A 19,614-nucleotide genomic window follows, 5' to 3' on the forward strand; every position below is an offset into this window, starting at 1 on the left:
ATAACAAGGAGTCAGCTTATGAAACGTCGTCGTGGGATCCGTTCCCTGTGCTGTGCCGCTTTGGCGGTCACCGCGGTCAGCCTGAGCAGTACGTTGCTGGCGGCCGAGGAAGTGAAGATCGGTTTTCTGGTCAAGCAAGCCGAAGAGCCCTGGTTCCAGACCGAATGGGCCTTCGCTGAAAAGGCCGGCAAGGACAAGGGCTTCACCGTCATCAAGATCGCCGTGCCTGATGGCGAGAAAACCCTTTCGGCCATCGACAGCCTGGCAGCGAACGGCGCCAAGGGCTTCGTGATCTGCCCGCCGGACGTCTCCCTGGGCCCTGCGATCATGGCCAAGGCCAAGCTCAACGGTTTGAAAGTGATCGCTGTCGATGACCGTTTCGTCGATGCCGGTGGCAAGTTCATGGAAGACGTGCCGTACCTCGGCATGGCAGCTTTCGAAGTTGGCCAGAAGCAGGGCGCCGCCATGGCCGCCGAAGCGAAAAAACGCGGCTGGGACTGGAAACAAACCTATGCGGTGATCAACACCTTCAACGAACTCGATACCGGTAAGAAACGCACCGACGGTTCGGTTAAAGCCCTGGAAGACGCCGGGATGCCGAAAGACCACATTCTGTTCTCGGCCCTGAAAACCCTCGACGTACCTGGCAGCATGGACGCCACCAACTCGGCGTTGGTGAAGCTCCCGAGCGGGGCGAAAAACCTGATCATCGGCGGGATGAACGACAACACCGTGCTGGGCGGCGTGCGCGCCACCGAAAGCGCCGGTTTTGCCGCCGCCAACGTAATCGGTATCGGCATCAACGGCACCGATGCCATCGGCGAACTGAAGAAAGCCAACAGCGGCTTCTTCGGCTCGATGCTGCCGAGCCCGCACATCGAGGGCTACAACACCGCCAGCATGATGCACGAGTGGGTCACCACCGGCAAAGAACCGCCGAAATACACCGCCATGGACGACGTGACGCTGATCACGCGCGACAACTTCAAGCAGGAACTGGAAAAGATCGGCCTGTGGAATTGAGGGTCGGTTGATTTCATTGGCGGCCCCGGCGACGGGGCCGCCTGATCGGTGTGATGAGGTGGGTTATGCACGCACACGTACAAACAGATGAACAGCGCATTGGCGGCAGCCTGCGCTTCAACGGGATCGGCAAAACCTTTCCCGGGGTGAAGGCGCTGGACGGCATCAGCTTCGTCGCGCATCCGGGGCAGGTCCATGCCTTGATGGGCGAGAACGGCGCCGGTAAATCCACGCTGCTGAAGATCCTCGGCGGTGCTTACACGCCGAGCAGCGGCGACCTGCGGATCGGCGAGCAGACGAGGGTCTTCAAATCCACTGCCGACAGCATTGGCAGCGGGGTCGCGGTGATCCATCAGGAGCTGCACCTGGTACCGGAAATGACCGTGGCCGAAAACCTGTTTCTTGGGCATCTGCCGGCAAGTTTCGGCCTGATCAATCGCAGCGTTTTGCGGCAACAGGCATTGGCCTGCCTCAAAGGCCTGGCCGATGAAATCGATCCGCAAGAGAAAGTCGGGCGCTTGTCCCTCGGCCAGCGGCAATTGGTGGAAATCGCCAAGGCGCTGTCCCGTGGCGCGCATGTGATTGCGTTCGACGAACCCACCAGCAGCCTGTCGGCGCGGGAGATCGACCGCTTGATGGCGATCATCGGTCGTCTGCGCGACGAAGGCAAAGTGGTGCTCTACGTCTCCCATCGAATGGAAGAGGTCTTCCGCATCTGCAACGCGGTAACGGTGTTCAAGGACGGTCGCTTCGTGCGCACCTTCGAGGACACGAGCGCGCTGACCCATGACCAGTTGGTGACGTGCATGGTCGGTCGCGACATTCAGGATATCTACGATTACCGCAGCCGCCCGCGTGGTGCGGTGGCGCTCAAGGTTGACGGTTTACTGGGGCCGGGTTTGCGTGAACCGGTGAGTTTCGAGGTGCACAAGGGCGAGATTCTGGGTCTGTTCGGCTTGGTTGGCGCGGGCCGCACCGAGCTGTTTCGCATGCTCAGCGGACTTACCCGCAACACGGCCGGACGCCTGGAGTTGCGTGGACATGAACTGAAACTGCGTTCACCGCGCGATGCCATTGCGGCGGGGATTCTGCTGTGCCCCGAGGACCGCAAGAAAGAGGGCATCCTGCCACTGGCCAGTGTCGCCGAGAACATCAACATCAGTGCTCGTGGCGCTCATTCCACCTTCGGTTGCCTGTTGCGCGGGCTGTGGGAAAAGGGCAACGCCGACAAGCAGATCAAGGCGCTGAAGGTGAAGACGCCCAACGCGGCGCAGAAAATCATGTACCTGTCCGGCGGCAATCAGCAGAAGGCGATTCTCGGTCGCTGGCTGTCGATGCCGATGAAAATCCTGCTGCTCGATGAGCCTACACGCGGCATCGACATCGGTGCCAAAGCCGAGATTTACCAGATCATTCATAACCTGGCCGCCAGCGGCATCGCGGTGATCGTGGTGTCCAGCGACCTGATGGAAGTCATGGGCATTTCCGACCGCATCCTGGTGCTCTGCGAAGGCACGATGCGCGGCGAACTGACCCGCGAACACGCCAATGAATCCAACCTGCTGCAACTGGCTTTGCCACGCCAACGCGCTGCCGACGTGGCGAACTGAGAGGTGACTATGACCATCCAAAACAACGCTCTGCCAACCCCGCGCAAACCGCTGGACCTGCGACGCTTTCTCGATGATTGGGTAATGCTGCTGGCGGCCGTCGGGATCTTCGTGCTCTGCACCTTGCTGATCGACAACTTCCTGTCGCCGCTGAACATGCGCGGTCTGGGCCTGGCGATTTCCACCACCGGGATTGCCGCCTGCACCATGTTGTATTGCCTGGCGTCGGGGCACTTCGACTTGTCCGTGGGCTCGGTGATTGCCTGCGCCGGCGTGGTCGCGGCGGTGGTGATGCGCGACACCAACAGCGTGTTCCTCGGCGTCAGTGCGGCGCTGGTGATGGGGCTGATTGTAGGGCTGATCAACGGGATCGTGATCGCCAAGCTGCGGGTCAATGCATTGATTACCACACTGGCGACGATGCAGATCGTTCGTGGCCTGGCTTACATTTTTGCCAACGGCAAAGCGGTGGGCGTGTCCCAGGAGTCGTTCTTCGTCTTCGGTAACGGCCAGTTGTTCGGCGTGCCGGTGCCGATTCTGATCACCATCGTTTGCTTCCTGTTTTTCGGCTGGCTGTTGAATTACACCACCTACGGGCGCAACACCATGGCCATCGGTGGCAACCAGGAAGCGGCGTTGCTGGCTGGGGTAAACGTTGACCGAACCAAGATCATCATCTTCGCCGTGCACGGGGTGATTGGTGCATTGGCCGGGGTGATTCTGGCGTCGCGCATGACCTCGGGTCAGCCGATGATTGGCCAGGGTTTCGAGCTGACAGTGATCTCGGCTTGCGTGCTGGGCGGGGTGTCGCTGAGTGGCGGGATCGGGATGATTCGGCATGTGATTGCCGGGGTGCTGATTCTGGCGATCATCGAGAATGCGATGAACCTGAAGAACATCGATACCTTCTATCAGTACGTGATTCGCGGTTCGATCCTGTTGCTGGCGGTTGTGATCGACCGACTGAAACAACGCTGATTTTCCCTGGGGGAGCGGGATGTCCGGCACATGGATACTGGAAGTGCCGACGCCTTCGCGGGCAAGCCTCGCTCCTACAGTACCGCGCAGATCCCCCTGTAGGAGCGAGGCTTGCCCGCGAAAGCGGTCTGTCTGTCACACAATCCAGCCACAAAATATCCCTTGCTCGCCCTAATCCCTTTCGGTTATCACTTTGTACATGGTTAGACAGGTACGATTTGACAAGAAACAACGGGTTATCGATGAGCTTGTCCGGCGCATCGAAAGCGGCCTCATGGAGGACGGCTTGCTATTGCCGGGTGAACATCAGTTGGCTCAAGAATTCAAGGTCAGCCGCGGCACGCTGCGTGAAGCCCTGGCCGAACTGAAACGGCGTCACTACATCGCCACGCAAAGCGGAGTCGGTTCCATCGTTACTTACGACGGCGTAGTGCTCGATCAGAGCAGCGGCTGGGCCCAGGCACTGGCGGACAGCGGGGCGTTGATCAATACAGAAGTGCTGCGGCTGGAGGCGGTGACTCGGCCTGACCTGCTGTCGCGGTTCGGCACCGATCAATTCATTACCCTCGACCGTCGCCGGCGCGCCACCGACGGCACGCTGGTGTCTCTGGAGCGCGCGTTGATGCCCGCGACCGGAGGCCTGGAAGGCCTGCCGCGAGTGGGACTGATTGATAACTCCCTGACCATCACGTTGGCTGCCTACGGCTATGTCGGCGAGCACGGCGATCAGTGGATCGGTGCTGAACCCTTGAACGCCGAAGACGCCGAACTTCTCGGGCGCCCGGTCGGCACGGTATTTCTCAAGGCCCTGCGCACCACCTACGACCGTCAGAACCGTTTTATGGAGCAGGTCGAAAGCCTGCTCGATCCGGTGCACTTTCGCCTGCATTTGCAGTTTGGAGCTCCAAAATGACCGCGCTCAACCGTGCCCTCGGCGCGTTCTATGGACTGGCCCTGGGCGATGCGCTGGGCATGCCGACCCAATCCCTGAGCCGCGCCGACATCAAGGCGCGCTTCGTTGAAATTACCGATCTGCAAGACGCCGGCCCCGATCAACCGATTGCCGCGAACTTGCCCAAAGGTTCGATCACCGACGATACCGAGCAGGCGATTCTGGTCGCTCGGTTGTTGATCGAGGGCGAGGGCCGGATCGAACCGGCGGTACTGGCCCAACGATTGATCGAGTGGGAAGCCGGGATGCAGGCCAAGGGCTCGCAAGACTTGCTCGGCCCTTCGACCAAACGCGCGATCGAAATGATCCTCGCCGGCCACTCGCTGGAAGAGGCGGGGCGCTATGGCTCCACCAATGGCGCGGCGATGCGCATCACCCCGGTAGGGATTGCGGCCGATGTTGCCGATCCCGAGCGTTTCATCCGTGCCGTGGTGCAAGCCTGTCAGGTGACCCACAACACCACGCTGGGGATTGCCAGTGCGGCGGCGGTGGCGGCAGTGGTTTCCGCCGGGATCAACGGCATGGACCTGGGTGAGGCGTTGAACCTTGGACAGCAGCTCGCGCAGCAGGCAGAAAGTCACGGCCACTGGGTCGCCGGCGGGCGGATTGCCTCGCGCATCAGTTGGGCGCGGAGCATCGGCATCGACAGCGACAAGGCGTTGCTGGCGGATTTGCTGTACGACGTGATCGGCACTTCGGTGGCCTCACAGGAATCGGTGGTGGTGTCTTTTGCGCTGGCCCAGCAAGTGGCCATCGGCGAGATGACGGCCTTCGAAGCGCTGTGCATGGCCGCGAGCCTGGGCGGTGACACCGACACCATCGCGGCGATGCTCGGCGCCATGCTCGGGGCCTGTCTGGGGCTTGAGAGTTGGCCGATGGCGATGATCGAGCAGGTTAAAGCGGTTAACTCGTTGGAGTTGGAACCGTTGGTAAAAGGTCTGTTGGCTTTACGTTGACTGAGCTGGCCCCATCGCGGGCTGCCCGCGATGAATACGCCGCATACTTGAATTTTTCACCCGCAATGGAATGCACAAACACGGGCAGGACGGTCGGCTGTTGTTTTGTCCTCCGAGATTGCCCACAACCACAATAATGGCAAGGAGCATTTTTCATGAGTTCATCGAGCGCCGGGCAAAGTTCCGGGCAAAGCGCCGGACAACTGGAAACCCGTGGTATAGAACCGGTACCGGAGGGGGAGTGCAACGGTCATCCGCTGCAACTGTTCTGGGTCTGGTTTGCGGCCAACATTTCCATTCTCGGCTTGCCGTTGGGTGCCACGCTGGTGGCCTTTCGCGGCCTGGCGATCTGGCAAGCGATCATCGTCGCGATCCTTGGTGCCGCCGGTTCTTTCGCGGTGGTCGGGATCATCTCCATTGCCGGTCGTCGTGGTCGCGCACCGAGCCTGACGCTGTCGCGAGCGATCTTCGGCGTACGCGGCAATATCGGCCCGACGCTGGTCTCGCTGATGTCGCGTCTGGGCTGGGAAACCGTTAACACCACCACCGCCGCGTTCGTCTTGCTGTCGCTGTGCTCGATAGTGTTCGGCTCGCCGGTGGAAGCCAAAAGCGCACCGCTGCTGACCCTGGTGTTCATCGCGATTTTCGTGCTGCTGACGTTGTCGGTGTCCGGTCTCGGCCACGCCACATTGCTGTTGATCCAGAGATGGGCAACCTATGTGTTCGGTGCGCTGAACATCCTGGTCGGCGGTTTCCTCTGCGCGACCATCGATTGGAGCGCCGTATTCAATGCCACGCCAGCACCGCTGAGCGCGATGATCATCGGCATCGGCACTATGGCCGCCGGCACCGGGATCGGCTGGGCCAACGCCGGCGCAGACATGTCGCGCTATCAGCACCGCAGCGTCAAAGCCGTGCGCCTGGTGGCGTCGGCGGCGTTCGGTGCGGGGATTCCGCTGGTGCTGCTGATCACCCTCGGTGGTCTGCTGTCGGTGGGTAACAACGATCTGGCCTCGGCCACTGACCCGATTGTCGCGATCCGCGACATGCTGCCGACCTGGATGGCGGTGCCGTACCTGATCACCGCGTTCGGCGGACTACTGCTGTCGAATAACCTGTCGGTGTACTCCGCCGGTTTGACCACCTTGACCCTCGGCCTGAAGGTCAAGCGCGTGTATGCGGTGGTGGTCGATATCATTGCGATCTTCGCCGGCTCGATCTACTTCATGCTGATCGCCGAAAGTTTTTACGGTCCGTTCATCACCTTCATTTCCTTGCTGGCGGTGCCGATCACGGCGTGGGTCGGGATCTTCGTGGTCGACCTGATCCATCGTCATTACTACAGCCCCAAGGACCTGCTGGACGTCAGCCCGAGCAGCGCCTACTGGTATCGCGGCGGCGTCGAGTGGCGTGCATTCGGTGCGTGGGCGGTGGCGATTGTGTTGGGTTTCAGCTTCACCACCATTGGCACCACTGAACAAGATGTCTGGTTCCGGGGCTTCCTGTCCGACTCCTGGCTGGGCCACAACGGTCTGGGCTGGATCGTGACGTTCGTGGTAGCTGGCGGGATTTACTGGGCGCTCGGCGGTGCGAAGGACCGTCGTACCGCGTTGCTCGAGCCTGCGCATGTCTAGGCTGCTGCACACCGGCCAGGTCATCATCGACCTGGTCATGGCCGTGGATAAACTGCCTCATTCGGGCGGTGACGTGTTGGCGCAATCCGCCCGTTTCGAGGCGGGCGGCGGTTTCAATGTGATGGCCGCGGCCCGACGGAACGGCTTGCCGGTGGTTTACCTCGGGCGCCATGGCAACGGCCGTTTTGGTGACCTGGCCCGGGAGGCGATGACGGCAGAAGGCATTCGGATCGGCATCGCTCACAGTGCTGAGCGCGACACCGGGTTGTGTGTCGCACTGACTGAAGCCTCGGCCGAACGCACGTTCATTTCCTACATCGGTGCCGAAGGCGAATTGACCGCCGAAGACTTGGCGAGTGTGCCGTCCGAGGCGGGCGACTTTGTCTATGTCAGTGGTTACAGCCTGCTGCATGCCGGCAAGGCTCAGGTGCTGGTGGATTGGGTGCTGGAGCTGCCGGACGGGATCAAAGTGGTATTCGATCCGGGACCGTTGGTGGATTCGCCGAACGCACCGCTGATGAAGGCCTTGCTGCCGCGCATCGATCTGTGGACCAGCAACCGTGTCGAGGCGCTGCGGTTTACCGGGGCGTCGGACATTGCCGAGGCGTTGAATATTTTGGCGGATCAGTTGCCGACGGACGCCCTGATGGTGGTTCGCGATGGGCCGCAGGGCTGCTGGATCAGCCAGCATGGCGACCGTCAGCAGGTGCCGGGATTCAAGGTCTCGGCCGTCGACAGCAACGGTGCGGGGGATGCCCATGCCGGGGTGTTTGTGGCCGGGTTGGCGCAGGGTTTGTCGGCGGCTGAAGCGGCACGGCGGGCGAATGCGGCAGCGGCGTTGGCGGTCACTCGTTGGGGGCCGGCGACTTCGCCGGGGGCGGCGGAAGTGGATGCGTTGATCCGCGAGACTTTTAGCGCCTGATCAGCCGCCATCGGCCCTCAAATTCACCCTCAATCCTGACGTTCAACCCGCCTTGCGCAACGCCTCGATCAACTCTTGCTTGCGCATGCTCGAGCGCCCCGGAATCTTCTTCGCCCGGGCTTCCTTCATCAGGCTGTCCACCGTCTGGGTATCGCGTGAAGCCTTGCTGTTGCGCGGTTTGCCCTCTCTGGTGGCGACTGCACGGCGGGCTGATTCCTTGCGATCGGCAGACTTGGCAGCGGCCGGCTTCTTGCGTCCCGAGCCACCGGCGCGCTCACCGCCACCCGACTGCTTGTTCACCGTCGCCCAGGCGCGGGCCTCGGCTTCATCTTTCGACACGCCTTTGCGTTCGTAGCTTTCTTCGATGTGTTCGGCCTTGCGTTTCTGCTCGGCGGTGTATTTGTCTTTGCTTCCACGAGGCATGGGATTTCTCCTGGCTATAGGAGCTGGCGCAGGCTTCGCCAGCTCCTGCTCGGTTAGTTATCCAGTTTGCGCGCCGCCTCAACCCCAGCGGCGCTGAGTTTGATCGGCAGGTTCAGCGAGTGTTCGCCGGCTTCGTTGCAGATCACATGACCGTGCTGGATCAGCCCACGCTCCTGCAGCGTCGCAAGGGTGCTGGCCACGACTTTCTCCCCCCGGTAATTGTCCAGAACCTCCTTACCCAAGCCGCTTGGATGGGCATGCAGCAGGCGGGTCAGGACTTCTTTTTCCAGGTTTTTATCGACGTTCATGGTGACCTCTTGGTTGGGATGGACGGGTATGGCGCCTGGCTCGCATCGGCGAACCCTTACCCGATATTGGTCCGTCCACGATCTGGATTGGTGCCTGATGAACGACGAGCGGTGTGGCCCTGGCTCCTCAGCCGACGCCGATTTCTTCCTTGAACAGCTCCATGAATCCCTTCAAACGTTGATGGCGAACCTGTGCCAGACGCTGGCCGGTGGTCGTTTGGAAGCCGTCCGCCAGGTGCAGCAGCTTGGTCTGGAAATGATCGAGGCAAAAGCGTTTGTCGTCGTAGTCCCGCTCGTTTGCCTCCGGGTCCACAGGGTCGTACAGCGCGCTGCCCATGCGCCCGGCTATGTAGAAGGTACGCGCCACGCCGAGCATGCCAAGCGAGTCGAGGCGGTCGGCGTCCTGGATGATTCGGGCTTCGAGGGTCGTGGGTGTGATGTTGGCGCTGAAGCTATGGGCCTCAATGGCATGGACGACCGCGGTGATTTTTGCGTCAGGCCAATCCATGGCTGTCAGCACTGTCGACGCTTTCTGCGCCGCCAGCCGCGACGCCTGGGAACGCAGCGGCGAGTTCTTCTCCACCGCCACGCAATCGTGCAACAGCACGGCGGCCAGCAGCACTTCAAGATCACCGCTTTCTTCAGCATGAAGCGTGCGCACGTTGTGCCATACCCGTTGCAAGTGCGACAGATCGTGAGCACCGTCCTCGCCAGGTTCCAGCGCATGGGGCAGCAGTTCAGAAGCCAGATTCTGCAGAGGTGCGAAAGCAGCGGTGCTCATAAATGTCCTAAGTATGAAAACGCTTTTGTGGCGAGGGAGCTTGCTCCCGTTGGGCTGCGCAGCAGCCCCGACCCCAGACGGCACGGTATTTCAATTAGACCCGCGTCGCCAGTTTTTGCGACTGCTTTGCAGCCGAGCGGGAGCAAGCTCCCTCGCCACATTGCTTTCAAATGTGACGAGCGCCGCGCGCGGACTTAGTATGGCGTTTTCAACTTTTGACAAGGCACGTCCATGACGATCGAAATCCGCCCGGCAACCCCCAGCGATGCTCCGCAAATCCTCGCGTTCATCACTGAACTGGCCGACTTCGAACGTGCCCGCCACGAAGTCATCGCCAGCGTCGCCGACATCGAGCGCAGTCTGTTCAGCGAAGGCGCCACCGCCCATGGCCTGATCTGCCTGCGCGATGGCCTGCCGATCGGCTTCGCGGTGTTCTTCTTCAGCTATTCCACCTGGCTGGGCAGCAATTGCCTGTACCTCGAAGACCTCTACATCACCCCTGAACAACGGGGCGGTGGCGCCGGTAAAACCCTGCTGCGCCACCTGGCGAAAATCGCCTGCGCGAATGACTGCGGCCGTTTCGAATGGAGCGTGCTGGACTGGAACAAGCCGGCGATCGAATTTTACAAATCCCTTGGCGCACAGCCACAGGAAGAGTGGGTGCGGTATCGGATGGATGGGGCGGTGTTAAGGGATTTTGCCGCCGGTCATTGATCCTCTAAAAGATCGCAGCCTTCGGCAGCTCCTGCACGGGATTGTGTTTCGACCGCGATATTGCGGGCGTACATCGAATCTGTAGGAACTGCCGAAGGCTGCGATCTTTTTTTTGTCGAATCTCAATATGTGGGATTGATATTTATATATTGAGATTGTCCCTCGTCCAGGTTTATAGTCCAGCTCACTCACTGCCAAAAAACAAAACAGGTGAAGCGATGCTGGCGCAATTGATCGCGCTCGATTGGGGGACAACCTCATTACGTGCTTACAAACTCGGCTTCGGTGGCCAGGTGCTGGAACAGCGTGCGCTGTCGTCCGGGATCATGCAGTTGCCCAAGACGCCGCGAACCATCGCCGGTCAGGCGTGCGCCGACGGTTTTGAACTGGCCTTCGACGAGGCTTGCGGTGACTGGCTCGACGCGCAGCCCGATGTACCGGTGATTGCCTGTGGCATGGTCGGCAGCGCTCAGGGCTGGCGCGAAGCGGCCTACTGCGACACGCCGGCGAACGTCGCCAATCTCGGAACCTCCCTACAAACCGTTCGCAGTCTTCGCGGTATCGATGTGCACATCGTGCCGGGTGTGATTCAGCGTTCGCACTTGCCCAACGTCATGCGTGGCGAGGAAACCCAGGTCCTCGGCGTATTGCAGAATCTGCCGGGCGAGGCGGGTAGCGATCTGTTGATCGGCCTGCCGGGCAGTCATTCGAAATGGGTGCAAGTGGCCGACGGCTGCATCGTGCATTTCGATACCTTCATGACCGGCGAAGTCTTCGCCGTGCTCAGCGAACACAGCATTCTGGGGCGCACTCAGCAGCGCGGCGGGGCTTTTGATGGCGATGCTTTTGACCGTGGCGTGCAAGTGGCGCTGTCGGCGGACGGCGAGATCGGGCCGCTGTCGACGTTGTTCAGTACCCGCAGCCTGGGGCTGACCGGCGAGCTGAGCGCCACCGCTCAGCCGGACTATCTGTCCGGCCTGCTGATCGGCCATGAACTGTCGGCCCTGGCCAATGTTCAGCGGCGTCGACGCAATAGCGTGCACCTGCCCTCGATCATCCTTATCGGCAATGCCCAACTCTGCACTCGCTACAGCCGGGCGCTCGACGCCTGCGGTTTTACCCGGGTGACCCTGGCCGAGCAGGCCACCGAACGCGGCTTGTGGCAGTTGGCGGTCGCCGCCGGACTGGTCACTGCAAACCCATCCCGTTAAACCTGACTGGAGGTCTGACATGCTCAAGCAAGCATTGGCACAAAACGGTCTGATCGCGATCTTGCGTGGCCTGCGTCCGCAAGAGGCGGCAGCCGTCGGCGAAGTCCTGTATTCAGCCGGATTTCGCGTCATCGAAGTGCCGCTTAATTCCCCCGAGCCGTACGAAAGTATCCGCATCCTGCGCAGCACATTACCCGCCGACTGCCTGATCGGCGCGGGCACGGTGTTGACGCCGGAACAGGTCGAGCAGGTGAAAGCGGCGGGCGGCCAGGTGATCGTCATGCCCCACAGCGATGCCAAAGTGTTGCGCGCGGCGAAGGCAGCAGGGCTGTTCTTGTCGCCGGGCGTGGCAACGCCGACCGAAGCCTTTGCAGCCCTGGCCGAAGGGGCGGATGTGCTGAAGATGTTCCCGGCCGAGCAGATGGGCCCAGCCGTAGTGAAAGCCTGGCTGGCGGTGTTGCCGGCGGGGACGGTGCTGTTGCCGGTGGGCGGGATTACGCCAGACAACATGCAGGTGTTTGTCGAGGCCGGCGTCAAAGGTTTCGGTCTCGGCTCCGGGTTGTTCAAACCGGGCATGACGGCTGACGAAGTAGCGGTGCGCGCCAAGGCATATGTCGCTGCATGGAACGCTCTGCGTTAAGACTTTCTGGCGCTGTGAGCGCTGCATCTACAAGAGAGACAATAGAGATGAAAATCACCAAACTCACCACCTTCATCGTTCCGCCGCGCTGGTGCTTCCTCAAGGTCGAGACCGACGAGGGCGTGACCGGTTGGGGCGAGCCCGTGGTCGAAGGCCGCGCGCACACCGTCGCTGCTGCGGTCGAGGAGTTGTCCGACTACCTGATCGGTAAAGATCCCCGCAACATCGAAGACATCTGGACGGTGCTCTACCGTGGCGGCTTCTACCGGGGCGGGGCGATCCATATGAGCGCGCTGGCCGGTATCGACCAGGCGCTGTGGGACATCAAGGGCAAGGCGTTGGGAGTGTCGGTCAGCGATCTGTTGGGCGGCCAGGTGCGGGACAAGATCCGGGTTTATTCGTGGATCGGTGGTGATCGCCCGGCGGACACTGCTCGCGCCGCGAAAGAAGCGGTCAGCCGTGGTTTCACCGCAGTGAAAATGAACGGCACCGAAGAGCTGCAATTCCTCGATTCCTTCGAGAAAGTCGACCTGGCGCTGGCCAACGTTGCCGCCGTGCGCGATGCGGTCGGCCCGAATGTCGGCATCGGCGTGGACTTCCATGGTCGGGTACACAAGCCGATGGCCAAGGTGCTGATGAAGGAACTCGACCCGTACAAACTGATGTTCATTGAAGAACCAGTGCTCAGTGAAAACTACGAAGCGCTGAAGGAGCTGGCGCCGCTGACCAGCACACCGATTGCTCTTGGTGAGCGGCTGTTCTCGCGTTGGGATTTCAAGCGTGTGCTTAGCGAAGGCTACGTCGACATCATCCAGCCTGATGCGTCCCACGCGGGCGGCATCACCGAAACCCGCAAGATCGCCAACATGGCCGAAGCCTACGACGTGGCGCTGGCGCTGCATTGCCCGCTGGGACCGATTGCCCTGGCGGCGTGCCTGCAACTGGATGCGGTTTGCTACAACGCGTTCATTCAGGAACAGAGCCTGGGCATCCATTACAACGAGAGCAATGACCTGCTCGATTACGTGAAAGACCCGCGCGTGTTCGACTACGACAAAGGCTTCGTGAAGATCCCCAATGGGCCGGGCCTGGGCATCGAGATCAACGAGGAATACGTGATCGAACGCGCCGCCGTCGGCCACCGCTGGCGCAATCCGATCTGGCGCCATGCCGATGGCAGTTTTGCCGAGTGGTGATACTCGCGCGGTGATCGTTCCCACGCAGAGCGTAGGAACGATCAAACACCATGACCTCAATAAACATAAGAAGAGGCACCCCCATGCAACCGCAAACCCTCACCGGGCAGGCGTCGTTGGTGACGCCCAGTCGCAAGCGATTTTTCATCATGGTCCTGTTGTTCATCACGGTGGTGATCAACTACCTGGACCGCAGCAACCTGTCCATTGCCGCCCCGGCGTTGACCAGCGACCTGGGCATCGATCCGATTCATGTCGGGCTGATTTTTTCCGCATTCGGCTGGACCTACGCCGCCATGCAGATCCCCGGCGGCTGGCTGGTGGACCGGGTGCCGCCGCGTATCCTCTATAGCGTTGCATTGCTGTTGTGGTCGCTGGCCACGGTGATGCTCGGCTTCGCCGCCAGTTTTATCGCATTGTTCGTGCTGCGCATGGCGGTCGGTGCCCTGGAAGCGCCGGCGTACCCGATCAACAGCCGCGTAGTGACAACCTGGTTCCCCGAGCGCGAACGCGCCACAGCCATCGGTTTCTACACCTCCGGGCAGTTCGTCGGCCTGGCGTTCCTGACACCGGTGCTTACCTGGCTGCAACACCAATATGGCTGGCACATGGTGTTTGTCAGCACCGGTGTGGTGGGCATCCTTTGGGCGGTGATTTGGTACGCGGTGTATCGCGAACCACGGGATTTCAAGGGCGCCAATGACGCGGAAATCGAGCTGATCCGCGAGGGCGGCGGGTTGGTTGATATTCAGGCCGAAGCCGCCAGGGCCAAGGCGAAATTCAGCTGGGTCGACCTCGGGATTGTCCTGAGCAAGCGCAAGTTGTGGGGCATTTACCTCGGCCAGTTCTGCCTCAATTCGACTTTATGGTTCTTCCTGACATGGTTCCCGACTTACCTGGTGAAATATCGCGGCATGGACTTCATCAAGTCTGGCTTGCTGGCGTCACTGCCGTTTCTCGCAGCGTTTGTCGGCGTGCTGTGTTCGGGGTTCTTCTCGGACTTTTTGATTCGTCGCGGCTACACCGTAGGCTTCGCCCGTAAGCTGCCGATCATTGGCGGACTGCTGATTTCCACCTCGATCATCGGCGCCAACTTCGTCGAGTCGACGCCGCTGGTGATCGCCTTCCTCGCGCTGGCTTTCTTCGGCAACGGTCTGGCCTCGATCACCTGGTCGCTGGTGTCGACCCTGGCCCCGGCACGCTTACTCGGACTGACCGGTGGGGTGTTCAATTTCATCGGTAATCTGGCGGCGATTACCACGCCAATCGTCATCGGTTTCCTTGCCTCCGGTGATTCGTTTGCCCCGGCGATCACCTATATCTCTGTTCTGGCGTTGCTGGGTGCGCTGTCCTACGTGTTGCTGGTGGGCAAGGTCGAGCGTATCAAGTTGTAGTCGCAGCCATCCGGCGACCATAATGCCGCCCGTTCCCTCGCTCAACGGTAAAGGCTGGATATGCAGGAAGACGCCCCAAAAATCGCCAAGGACGCCGCGCCGACCGGCACCCAGACACTGCTTCGCGGCCTGGGTGTGGTGCAGGCGGTGGCCAGTGGCGCCCGCGATCTCAAGGAAATCGCCCGGCTGATCGGCACGACGCGCAGCACCACCCATCGTCTGGCCAGTTGCCTGGTGGACGAGCGTTATCTGCGGGTAGTGCCGCAGGTAGGCTATCTGCTGGGGCCGAAACTGATCGAGCTGGGTTTTCAGGCGCGCGAAGAGCTGCCGTTGGTGACGCTGGCCGGGCCGTATCTGGATGAGTTGTCGGCGTTGACCGGCGACACCATTCACCTGGCGATTCGTGAAGGCGACGAGGTGCTGTACCTGCTCAAGAATCCGGGGCGCAATGGCCCGGAAATGCGTTCGCGGGTCGGCCATCGCATGCCGTTGGCGCGTACCGGGATTGGTAAGGCGCTGATGCTTGATGACTCGCAGGAAGAATGGCAACGGCTGTATGAAATCAGCTTGCCGGTGGGTGGGAAAAATCAGTTCTGGCCGCAGCACCCGGAGCAATCCTGGGAGCAGTTTCAGCAGCGCATGATCGAGTACGTGGCCGGCGGCTATGCCTTCGACCTGGAGGATAACGAACCGTCGATTCGCTGCGTGGCGGCACCGATCCGCGATGCCAGCAAGCGCATTGTCGCCGGCATCAGCATCGCCAGCACCGTGCCGTACATGCCACTGGAAAAAATGGCCGAGCTGATTCCCCTGATCAAAGGGGTCACAGCCCGGCTGTCGGCGGAATTGGGCCTGAAGGTTTAGAGTTTCAGCGTCGCCATGTCGATCACGAAGCGGTATTTCACGTCACCGGCGATCATACGGGTGTAAGCCTCGTTGATCTGGCGGATGTCGAGCATTTCGATGTCGCAGGAGATGCCGTGCTCGGCGCAGAAGTCCAGTACTTCCTGGGTTTCGGCGATGCCGCCGATCAGTGAGCCGGCCAGTATGCGACGACCCAATACCAATTTGGCAGCATGCACCGGCGGATCGATCGGCTCGATCAAGCCCACCAGAATGTGCACGCCGTCGAAACGCAGGGTATCGAGGTAGGGGTTGAGGTCGTGCTGCACCGGAATGGTGTCCAGCAGGAAGTCGAATTGTCCGGCGGCGGCCTTCATCTGTTCGGCATCGGTGGACACGATCACGTGGTCCGCGCCTTGGCGACGACCTTCTTCAGCCTTGCTCGCCGAGCGGGTGAACAAGGTCACCTCAGCGCCCATCGCCTTGGCGAACTTGATCCCCATGTGACCGAGACCGCCCATGCCAAGAATCCCGACCTTGTCACCGGCCTTCACGCCGTAGTGCTTGAGCGGCGAGTAGGTGGTGATGCCGGCACATAGAATCGGCGCGGCGCTGGCCAGGTCGAGCTTCTCCGGGATGCGCACGACAAAGTGCTCGCTGACCACAATGCTGTCGGAGTAACCGCCCATCGTGTTGCTGCCATCGATCCGGTCCGGGGTGGCGTACGTCATGGTCGGGCCTTCGAGGCAGTATTGCTCCAGATCGGCCTGGCAGGCTTCGCAATGGCGGCACGAGTCGACCATGCAACCGACGCCGACCAGATCGCCGACTTTGTGTTTAGTAACGTTCGCGCCGACGGCGGTCACTTTGCCGACGATCTCATGGCCGGGCATCAGCGGGTAAACCGCAATGCCCCACTCGTTGCGCGCTTGGTGGATGTCGGAATGGCAGACGCCGCAGTAGAGAATCTCGATTGCGACGTCGTCGGCCCGTGGACTGCGGCGTTCGAATTTCATCGGGGCGAGGGGAGTGGTGGGCGACTGAGCGGCGTATCCGATGGCGGTGTACATGGTGAACCTCGCAAAGCAGTGACAGGTGAGGCGAGCCATTCTGGGCACCGCACGGGTGGCCGGCCATGGCGATTCCTCCGGGTGTCATGCCTAATCCTCCGGTATGCGCCGTTGATTGGCCGCATTGGCGTTCAGACCTGCGATGATGTTTTCATCCCTTTTTTCGCGACTTTTTTGTGAAGAGCTCTCCATGTTGTTGACCCGTCATCTCGATGCCAATGCCACGCTGGTTTCGCTGATCCAGCCGCTGACCACCCGCGATGGTTTCACGCCTACCGCGTTGCCGGGCGTGCAGATTTTGCGGGCCAGTTGTGATTTGGCCCGTGGCCCGCAAATCTACGAGCCAAGCCTGGTCATCATCGCCCAGGGCAGCAAGTTGGCGTATCTGGGGTCGCGTACTCTGGAATACGGTGCCGGGCATTATTTGATTCAGGCGCTGCCGGTGCCGTTCGAGTGCGAGACGTTTTCCGCGCCCGATGGCCCGATGCTGGGCATTTCCATCGCCATTGACCGGGTGTTGCTCGGTGAGTTGGTGCTGGCAATGGGGCTGGCGTCGGGGCGCTATATCGCGGCGCAGACGCCAGAGTCCATGACTTCGGCGGTGCTCGATGATGCGATGCGTGGTTGTGTTGAACGGCTGTTGCGCTGTCTGCACGACCCGCTGGAGAGCCAGGTTATGGGACAGGCGCGATTGCGTGAGTTGTTGTTCGTCGCCTTGCGTGGGCCGCAAGCCGATGTATTGCGGGCGCTGGTGGAGCAACAGGGGCAGTTCGCCCGGATCGCGGCCTCTCTGAGTCATCTGCATGCGCATTACACCGAGCCGCTGAACGTCGACGCCCTGGCCAGTTGCGCGAACATGAGCGCGTCGACGTTTCATGAGCATTTCAAACGCTGCACCTTGTTGTCGCCAGTGCAGTATCTGAAGCGTTTGCGTTTGCTCAAGGCCCAGCGCTTGCTGCAGGGCGAAGGATTGGGCGTGGCCCAGGTAGCGCATCGGGTGGGGTATCAGAGCACGTCGCAGTTCAGCCGTGAGTACAAGCGCTACTTCGAGCGTAATCCGGGGGATGAGCGCGCTGCCTGATCCACAGGTTCTTGTGGTGACGCTTGAATTGCGGGCAACAAAAAGGCCCCCGTTCAGGGAGCCTTGTTGTTCAAGCGATCGACTTACATGTTCGGGTAAGTCGGGCCGCCGGAGCCTTCCGGCGCCACCCAGGTGATGTTCTGTGCAGGGTCCTTGATGTCGCAGGTCTTGCAGTGAACGCAGTTCTGGGCGTTGATCTGGAAGCGCTTCTCGCCGTCTTCCTGGGTGACCACTTCGTACACGCCGGCCGGGCAGTAACGCTGGGCAGGTTCATCGTACAGCGGCAGGTTCTTGCTGATCGGGATGCTCGCGTCGGCCAGCTTCAGGTGGCACGGCTGCTCTTCTTCGTGGTTGGTTCCGGAGATGAACACCGAGCTGAGTTTGTCGAAGCTGATCTTGCCGTCCGGTTTCGGGTAGTCGATCTTCTTGCAGTCGGCCGCCAGTTTCAGGCATGCGTAATCCGGCTTGGTGTCGTGCAGGGTGAACGGCAGTTTGCCGCCGAAGATGTTCTGGTCGATCCAGTTGAAGCCGCCGCCGACAATGGCGCCGAACTTGTGGATCGCCGGGCCGAAGTTGCGGCTGGCGAACAGTTCGTCGTAGAGCCAGCTCTTCTTGAATGCTTCGACATAAGTGGTCAGCTCTTGCGTGCCGTCCAGATCGGCGAACAGCGCATCGGCCACGGCGTCAGCGGCGAGCATGCCAGACTTCATCGCCGTGTGGCTGCCCTTGATCTTGGCGAAGTTCAGGGTGCCGAGGTCGCAACCGATCAGCGCGCCGCCCTTGAAGACCATTTTCGGCAGCGAGTTCAGGCCGCCTTTGCAGATGGCGCGAGCGCCGTAGCTGACGCGCTTGCCGCCTTCCAGGTATTGCTTGAGCACCGGGTGATGCTTGAGACGCTGGAATTCATCGAATGGCGACAGGAAGGTGTTGCTGTAGGAAAGATCGACGATCAGACCGACCACCACCTGGTTGTTTTCCAGGTGATAGAGGAACGAGCCCCCGGTGTTCTCGGTGCCCATGATGTCCAGCGGCCAGCCGGCGGTGTGGACCACCAGGCCTGGCTGGTGCTTGGCCGGGTCGATTTCCCAGATTTCTTTCAGGCCGATGCCGTAATGCTGGGCGTCGGCTTCGCTGTCGAGGTTGAAACGCTTGATCAGCTGCTTGCCGATGTGGCCGCGGCAACCTTCGGCGAACAGCGTGTACTTGGCACGCAGTTCCATGCCTGGGGTGTACAGGCCTTCCTTCGGATTGCCTTCGCGGTCAACGCCCAGATCGCCGGTGATGATCCCGCGCACCACGCCGTTCTCGTCGAACAGCGCTTCCTGGGCGGCGAAGCCCGGGTAGATTTCCACGCCCAGGTTTTCGGCCTGCTGGGCCAGCCAGCGGCACAGGTTGCCCAGGGAGATAATGTAGTTGCCTTCGTTGTGCATGGTCTTGGGCACAAAGAAGTCTGGAATCTTCTGCGCGCTGTCAGCGTTTTTCAGAACGAAGATGTCATCGCGGGTGACTGGCGTGTTCAGCGGCGCGCCGAGTTCTTTCCAGTCTGGGAACAGTTCGTTCAGGGCCCGTGGTTCGAACACGGCACCGGACAGGATATGAGCGCCGACTTCGGAGCCTTTTTCGACCACGCAGACGCTGATTTCCTTACCGGCTTCGGCGGCCTTCTGCTTCAAACGGCAGGCGGCGGACAGGCCAGCGGGGCCGGCACCGACGATGACCACGTCGAATTCCATGTATTCGCGTTCCACAGGCTATCTCCTACTCAAGGCTCAACAGTTTTTTTTCTAATTGGAGGTTAGGTGTCGCATTCATGAATTCCCCACAGTGCGGCACAGAGGACAATCGATGAACCACCTTTCTCTCTGGGTGGCGCATTAT

The 19,614-nt window shown here is 60.9% G+C and carries 19 protein-coding genes; 14 read left to right on the forward strand and 5 right to left on the reverse strand.

Going from position 1 to position 19,614, the window contains the following annotated elements:
• Positions 1-18 precede the first annotated feature (18 nt).
• The 7 genes from JUI81_RS14530 to JUI81_RS14560 all read left to right on the forward strand — a co-directional run bounded on the left by JUI81_RS14530 (position 19) and on the right by JUI81_RS14560 (position 8,075).
• Complete coding sequence (locus tag JUI81_RS14530) at positions 19-1,023, forward strand: substrate-binding domain-containing protein (protein ID WP_019582742.1); 1,005 nt, start codon at positions 19-21, stop codon at positions 1,021-1,023.
• A gap of 65 nt (positions 1,024-1,088) precedes the next feature.
• Complete coding sequence (gene araG / locus JUI81_RS14535; RefSeq protein ID WP_204124552.1) at positions 1,089-2,633, forward strand: L-arabinose ABC transporter ATP-binding protein AraG; 1,545 nt, start codon at positions 1,089-1,091, stop codon at positions 2,631-2,633.
• Positions 2,634-2,642: 9 nt separating this feature from the next.
• On the forward strand, positions 2,643-3,611 hold the full coding sequence (gene araH / locus JUI81_RS14540; protein ID WP_018926203.1) for an L-arabinose ABC transporter permease AraH: 969 nt from the start codon (positions 2,643-2,645) through the stop codon (positions 3,609-3,611).
• 199 nt (positions 3,612-3,810) lie between these two features.
• On the forward strand, positions 3,811-4,524 hold the full coding sequence (locus tag JUI81_RS14545; RefSeq protein ID WP_096480889.1) for a GntR family transcriptional regulator: 714 nt from the start codon (positions 3,811-3,813) through the stop codon (positions 4,522-4,524).
• A complete protein-coding gene (locus JUI81_RS14550) occupies positions 4,521-5,519 on the forward strand; it encodes an ADP-ribosylglycohydrolase family protein (protein WP_204124553.1) in 999 nt (332 codons plus the stop codon). Before JUI81_RS14545 ends, JUI81_RS14550 begins: the two co-directional genes overlap by 4 nt.
• 155 nt (positions 5,520-5,674) lie before the next feature.
• Positions 5,675-7,153, forward strand: a complete 1,479-nt coding sequence (locus JUI81_RS14555) for a cytosine permease (protein WP_204124554.1) — start codon at positions 5,675-5,677, stop codon at positions 7,151-7,153.
• Positions 7,146-8,075, forward strand: a complete 930-nt coding sequence (locus JUI81_RS14560; protein ID WP_204124555.1) for a PfkB family carbohydrate kinase — start codon at positions 7,146-7,148, stop codon at positions 8,073-8,075. The genes JUI81_RS14555 and JUI81_RS14560 overlap by 8 nt, the downstream gene beginning before the upstream one ends.
• 42 nt (positions 8,076-8,117) lie before the next feature.
• Here the strand turns inward: JUI81_RS14560 and JUI81_RS14565 are convergent, their stop codons facing one another.
• The 3 genes from JUI81_RS14565 to JUI81_RS14575 all read right to left on the reverse strand — a co-directional run bounded on the left by JUI81_RS14565 (position 8,118) and on the right by JUI81_RS14575 (position 9,587).
• The gene (locus JUI81_RS14565; protein ID WP_086944608.1) at positions 8,118-8,498 is read right to left on the reverse strand and encodes a Rho termination factor N-terminal domain-containing protein; all 381 of its coding nucleotides are present in this window, start codon (positions 8,496-8,498) and stop codon (positions 8,118-8,120) included.
• A 53-nt stretch (positions 8,499-8,551) separates the two neighbouring features.
• Entirely contained in the window at positions 8,552-8,806 is a 255-nt protein-coding gene (locus tag JUI81_RS14570) for a hypothetical protein (RefSeq protein ID WP_018926197.1), read from the reverse strand.
• Positions 8,807-8,933: 127 nt separating this feature from the next.
• Entirely contained in the window at positions 8,934-9,587 is a 654-nt protein-coding gene (locus JUI81_RS14575) for an HD domain-containing protein (protein WP_019582749.1), read from the reverse strand.
• 231 nt (positions 9,588-9,818) lie between these two features.
• Between JUI81_RS14575 and JUI81_RS14580 the strand changes: the two genes are divergently transcribed.
• The 6 genes from JUI81_RS14580 (at position 9,819) to JUI81_RS14605 (ending at position 15,606) form a co-directional block, all read left to right on the forward strand.
• Positions 9,819-10,301 (forward strand): GNAT family N-acetyltransferase, encoded by a 483-nt coding sequence (locus tag JUI81_RS14580; protein ID WP_019582750.1) that lies wholly within the window; start codon positions 9,819-9,821, stop codon positions 10,299-10,301.
• 218 nt (positions 10,302-10,519) lie between these two features.
• The gene (locus JUI81_RS14585; RefSeq protein WP_204124556.1) at positions 10,520-11,512 is read left to right on the forward strand and encodes a 2-dehydro-3-deoxygalactonokinase; all 993 of its coding nucleotides are present in this window, start codon (positions 10,520-10,522) and stop codon (positions 11,510-11,512) included.
• 19 nt (positions 11,513-11,531) lie between these two features.
• Positions 11,532-12,152 (forward strand): 2-dehydro-3-deoxy-6-phosphogalactonate aldolase, encoded by a 621-nt coding sequence (locus JUI81_RS14590; RefSeq protein WP_192350915.1) that lies wholly within the window; start codon positions 11,532-11,534, stop codon positions 12,150-12,152.
• Between the two features lie 47 nt (positions 12,153-12,199).
• Positions 12,200-13,348: a galactonate dehydratase gene (gene dgoD / locus JUI81_RS14595; RefSeq protein WP_007903915.1), complete on the forward strand. Its 1,149-nt coding sequence runs from the start codon at positions 12,200-12,202 to the stop codon at positions 13,346-13,348.
• Between the two features lie 83 nt (positions 13,349-13,431).
• Positions 13,432-14,742, forward strand: a complete 1,311-nt coding sequence (locus tag JUI81_RS14600; RefSeq protein ID WP_204124557.1) for an MFS transporter — start codon at positions 13,432-13,434, stop codon at positions 14,740-14,742.
• A gap of 60 nt (positions 14,743-14,802) precedes the next feature.
• Positions 14,803-15,606: an IclR family transcriptional regulator gene (locus JUI81_RS14605; protein ID WP_018926186.1), complete on the forward strand. Its 804-nt coding sequence runs from the start codon at positions 14,803-14,805 to the stop codon at positions 15,604-15,606.
• Here JUI81_RS14605 and JUI81_RS14610 read toward each other — a convergent pair.
• The gene (locus JUI81_RS14610) at positions 15,603-16,655 is read right to left on the reverse strand and encodes an NAD(P)-dependent alcohol dehydrogenase (RefSeq protein ID WP_204124558.1); all 1,053 of its coding nucleotides are present in this window, start codon (positions 16,653-16,655) and stop codon (positions 15,603-15,605) included. The two genes, JUI81_RS14605 and JUI81_RS14610, sit on opposite strands and share 4 nt — an antisense overlap.
• A 190-nt stretch (positions 16,656-16,845) precedes the next feature.
• On the opposite strand from JUI81_RS14610, the gene JUI81_RS14615 reads away from it, so the two are divergent.
• On the forward strand, positions 16,846-17,736 hold the full coding sequence (locus JUI81_RS14615) for an AraC family transcriptional regulator (RefSeq protein WP_028938955.1): 891 nt from the start codon (positions 16,846-16,848) through the stop codon (positions 17,734-17,736).
• Positions 17,737-17,819: 83 nt separating this feature from the next.
• On the opposite strand, the gene JUI81_RS14620 is transcribed toward JUI81_RS14615, so the two are convergent.
• Positions 17,820-19,484 carry an electron transfer flavoprotein-ubiquinone oxidoreductase gene (locus tag JUI81_RS14620; RefSeq protein ID WP_018926183.1) on the reverse strand — a complete coding sequence of 555 codons (1,665 nt, stop codon included), beginning with the start codon at positions 19,482-19,484 and terminating at the stop codon, positions 17,820-17,822.
• Positions 19,485-19,614 lie beyond the last annotated feature (130 nt).

This window comes from Pseudomonas sp. 008 (genome assembly GCF_016861935.1).
Lineage (GTDB): Bacteria > Pseudomonadota > Gammaproteobacteria > Pseudomonadales > Pseudomonadaceae > Aquipseudomonas.

Bases quoted from the DNA above. Each gene is read 5' to 3' on its own strand.
- JUI81_RS14530 (WP_019582742.1), top strand. From the start codon at position 19: ATGAAACGTCGTCGTGGGATCCGTTCCCTGTGCTGTGCCGCTTTGGCG.
- araG (WP_204124552.1), top strand. From the start codon at position 1,089: ATGCACGCACACGTACAAACAGATGAACAGCGCATTGGCGGCAGCCTG.
- araH (WP_018926203.1), top strand. From the start codon at position 2,643: ATGACCATCCAAAACAACGCTCTGCCAACCCCGCGCAAACCGCTGGAC.
- JUI81_RS14545 (WP_096480889.1), top strand. From the start codon at position 3,811: ATGGTTAGACAGGTACGATTTGACAAGAAACAACGGGTTATCGATGAG.
- JUI81_RS14550 (WP_204124553.1), top strand. From the start codon at position 4,521: ATGACCGCGCTCAACCGTGCCCTCGGCGCGTTCTATGGACTGGCCCTG.
- JUI81_RS14555 (WP_204124554.1), top strand. From the start codon at position 5,675: ATGAGTTCATCGAGCGCCGGGCAAAGTTCCGGGCAAAGCGCCGGACAA.
- JUI81_RS14560 (WP_204124555.1), top strand. From the start codon at position 7,146: ATGTCTAGGCTGCTGCACACCGGCCAGGTCATCATCGACCTGGTCATG.
- JUI81_RS14565 (WP_086944608.1), bottom strand. From the start codon at position 8,498: ATGCCTCGTGGAAGCAAAGACAAATACACCGCCGAGCAGAAACGCAAG.
- JUI81_RS14570 (WP_018926197.1), bottom strand. From the start codon at position 8,806: ATGAACGTCGATAAAAACCTGGAAAAAGAAGTCCTGACCCGCCTGCTG.
- JUI81_RS14575 (WP_019582749.1), bottom strand. From the start codon at position 9,587: ATGAGCACCGCTGCTTTCGCACCTCTGCAGAATCTGGCTTCTGAACTG.
- JUI81_RS14580 (WP_019582750.1), top strand. From the start codon at position 9,819: ATGACGATCGAAATCCGCCCGGCAACCCCCAGCGATGCTCCGCAAATC.
- JUI81_RS14585 (WP_204124556.1), top strand. From the start codon at position 10,520: ATGCTGGCGCAATTGATCGCGCTCGATTGGGGGACAACCTCATTACGT.
- JUI81_RS14590 (WP_192350915.1), top strand. From the start codon at position 11,532: ATGCTCAAGCAAGCATTGGCACAAAACGGTCTGATCGCGATCTTGCGT.
- dgoD (WP_007903915.1), top strand. From the start codon at position 12,200: ATGAAAATCACCAAACTCACCACCTTCATCGTTCCGCCGCGCTGGTGC.
- JUI81_RS14600 (WP_204124557.1), top strand. From the start codon at position 13,432: ATGCAACCGCAAACCCTCACCGGGCAGGCGTCGTTGGTGACGCCCAGT.
- JUI81_RS14605 (WP_018926186.1), top strand. From the start codon at position 14,803: ATGCAGGAAGACGCCCCAAAAATCGCCAAGGACGCCGCGCCGACCGGC.
- JUI81_RS14610 (WP_204124558.1), bottom strand. From the start codon at position 16,655: ATGTACACCGCCATCGGATACGCCGCTCAGTCGCCCACCACTCCCCTC.
- JUI81_RS14615 (WP_028938955.1), top strand. From the start codon at position 16,846: ATGTTGTTGACCCGTCATCTCGATGCCAATGCCACGCTGGTTTCGCTG.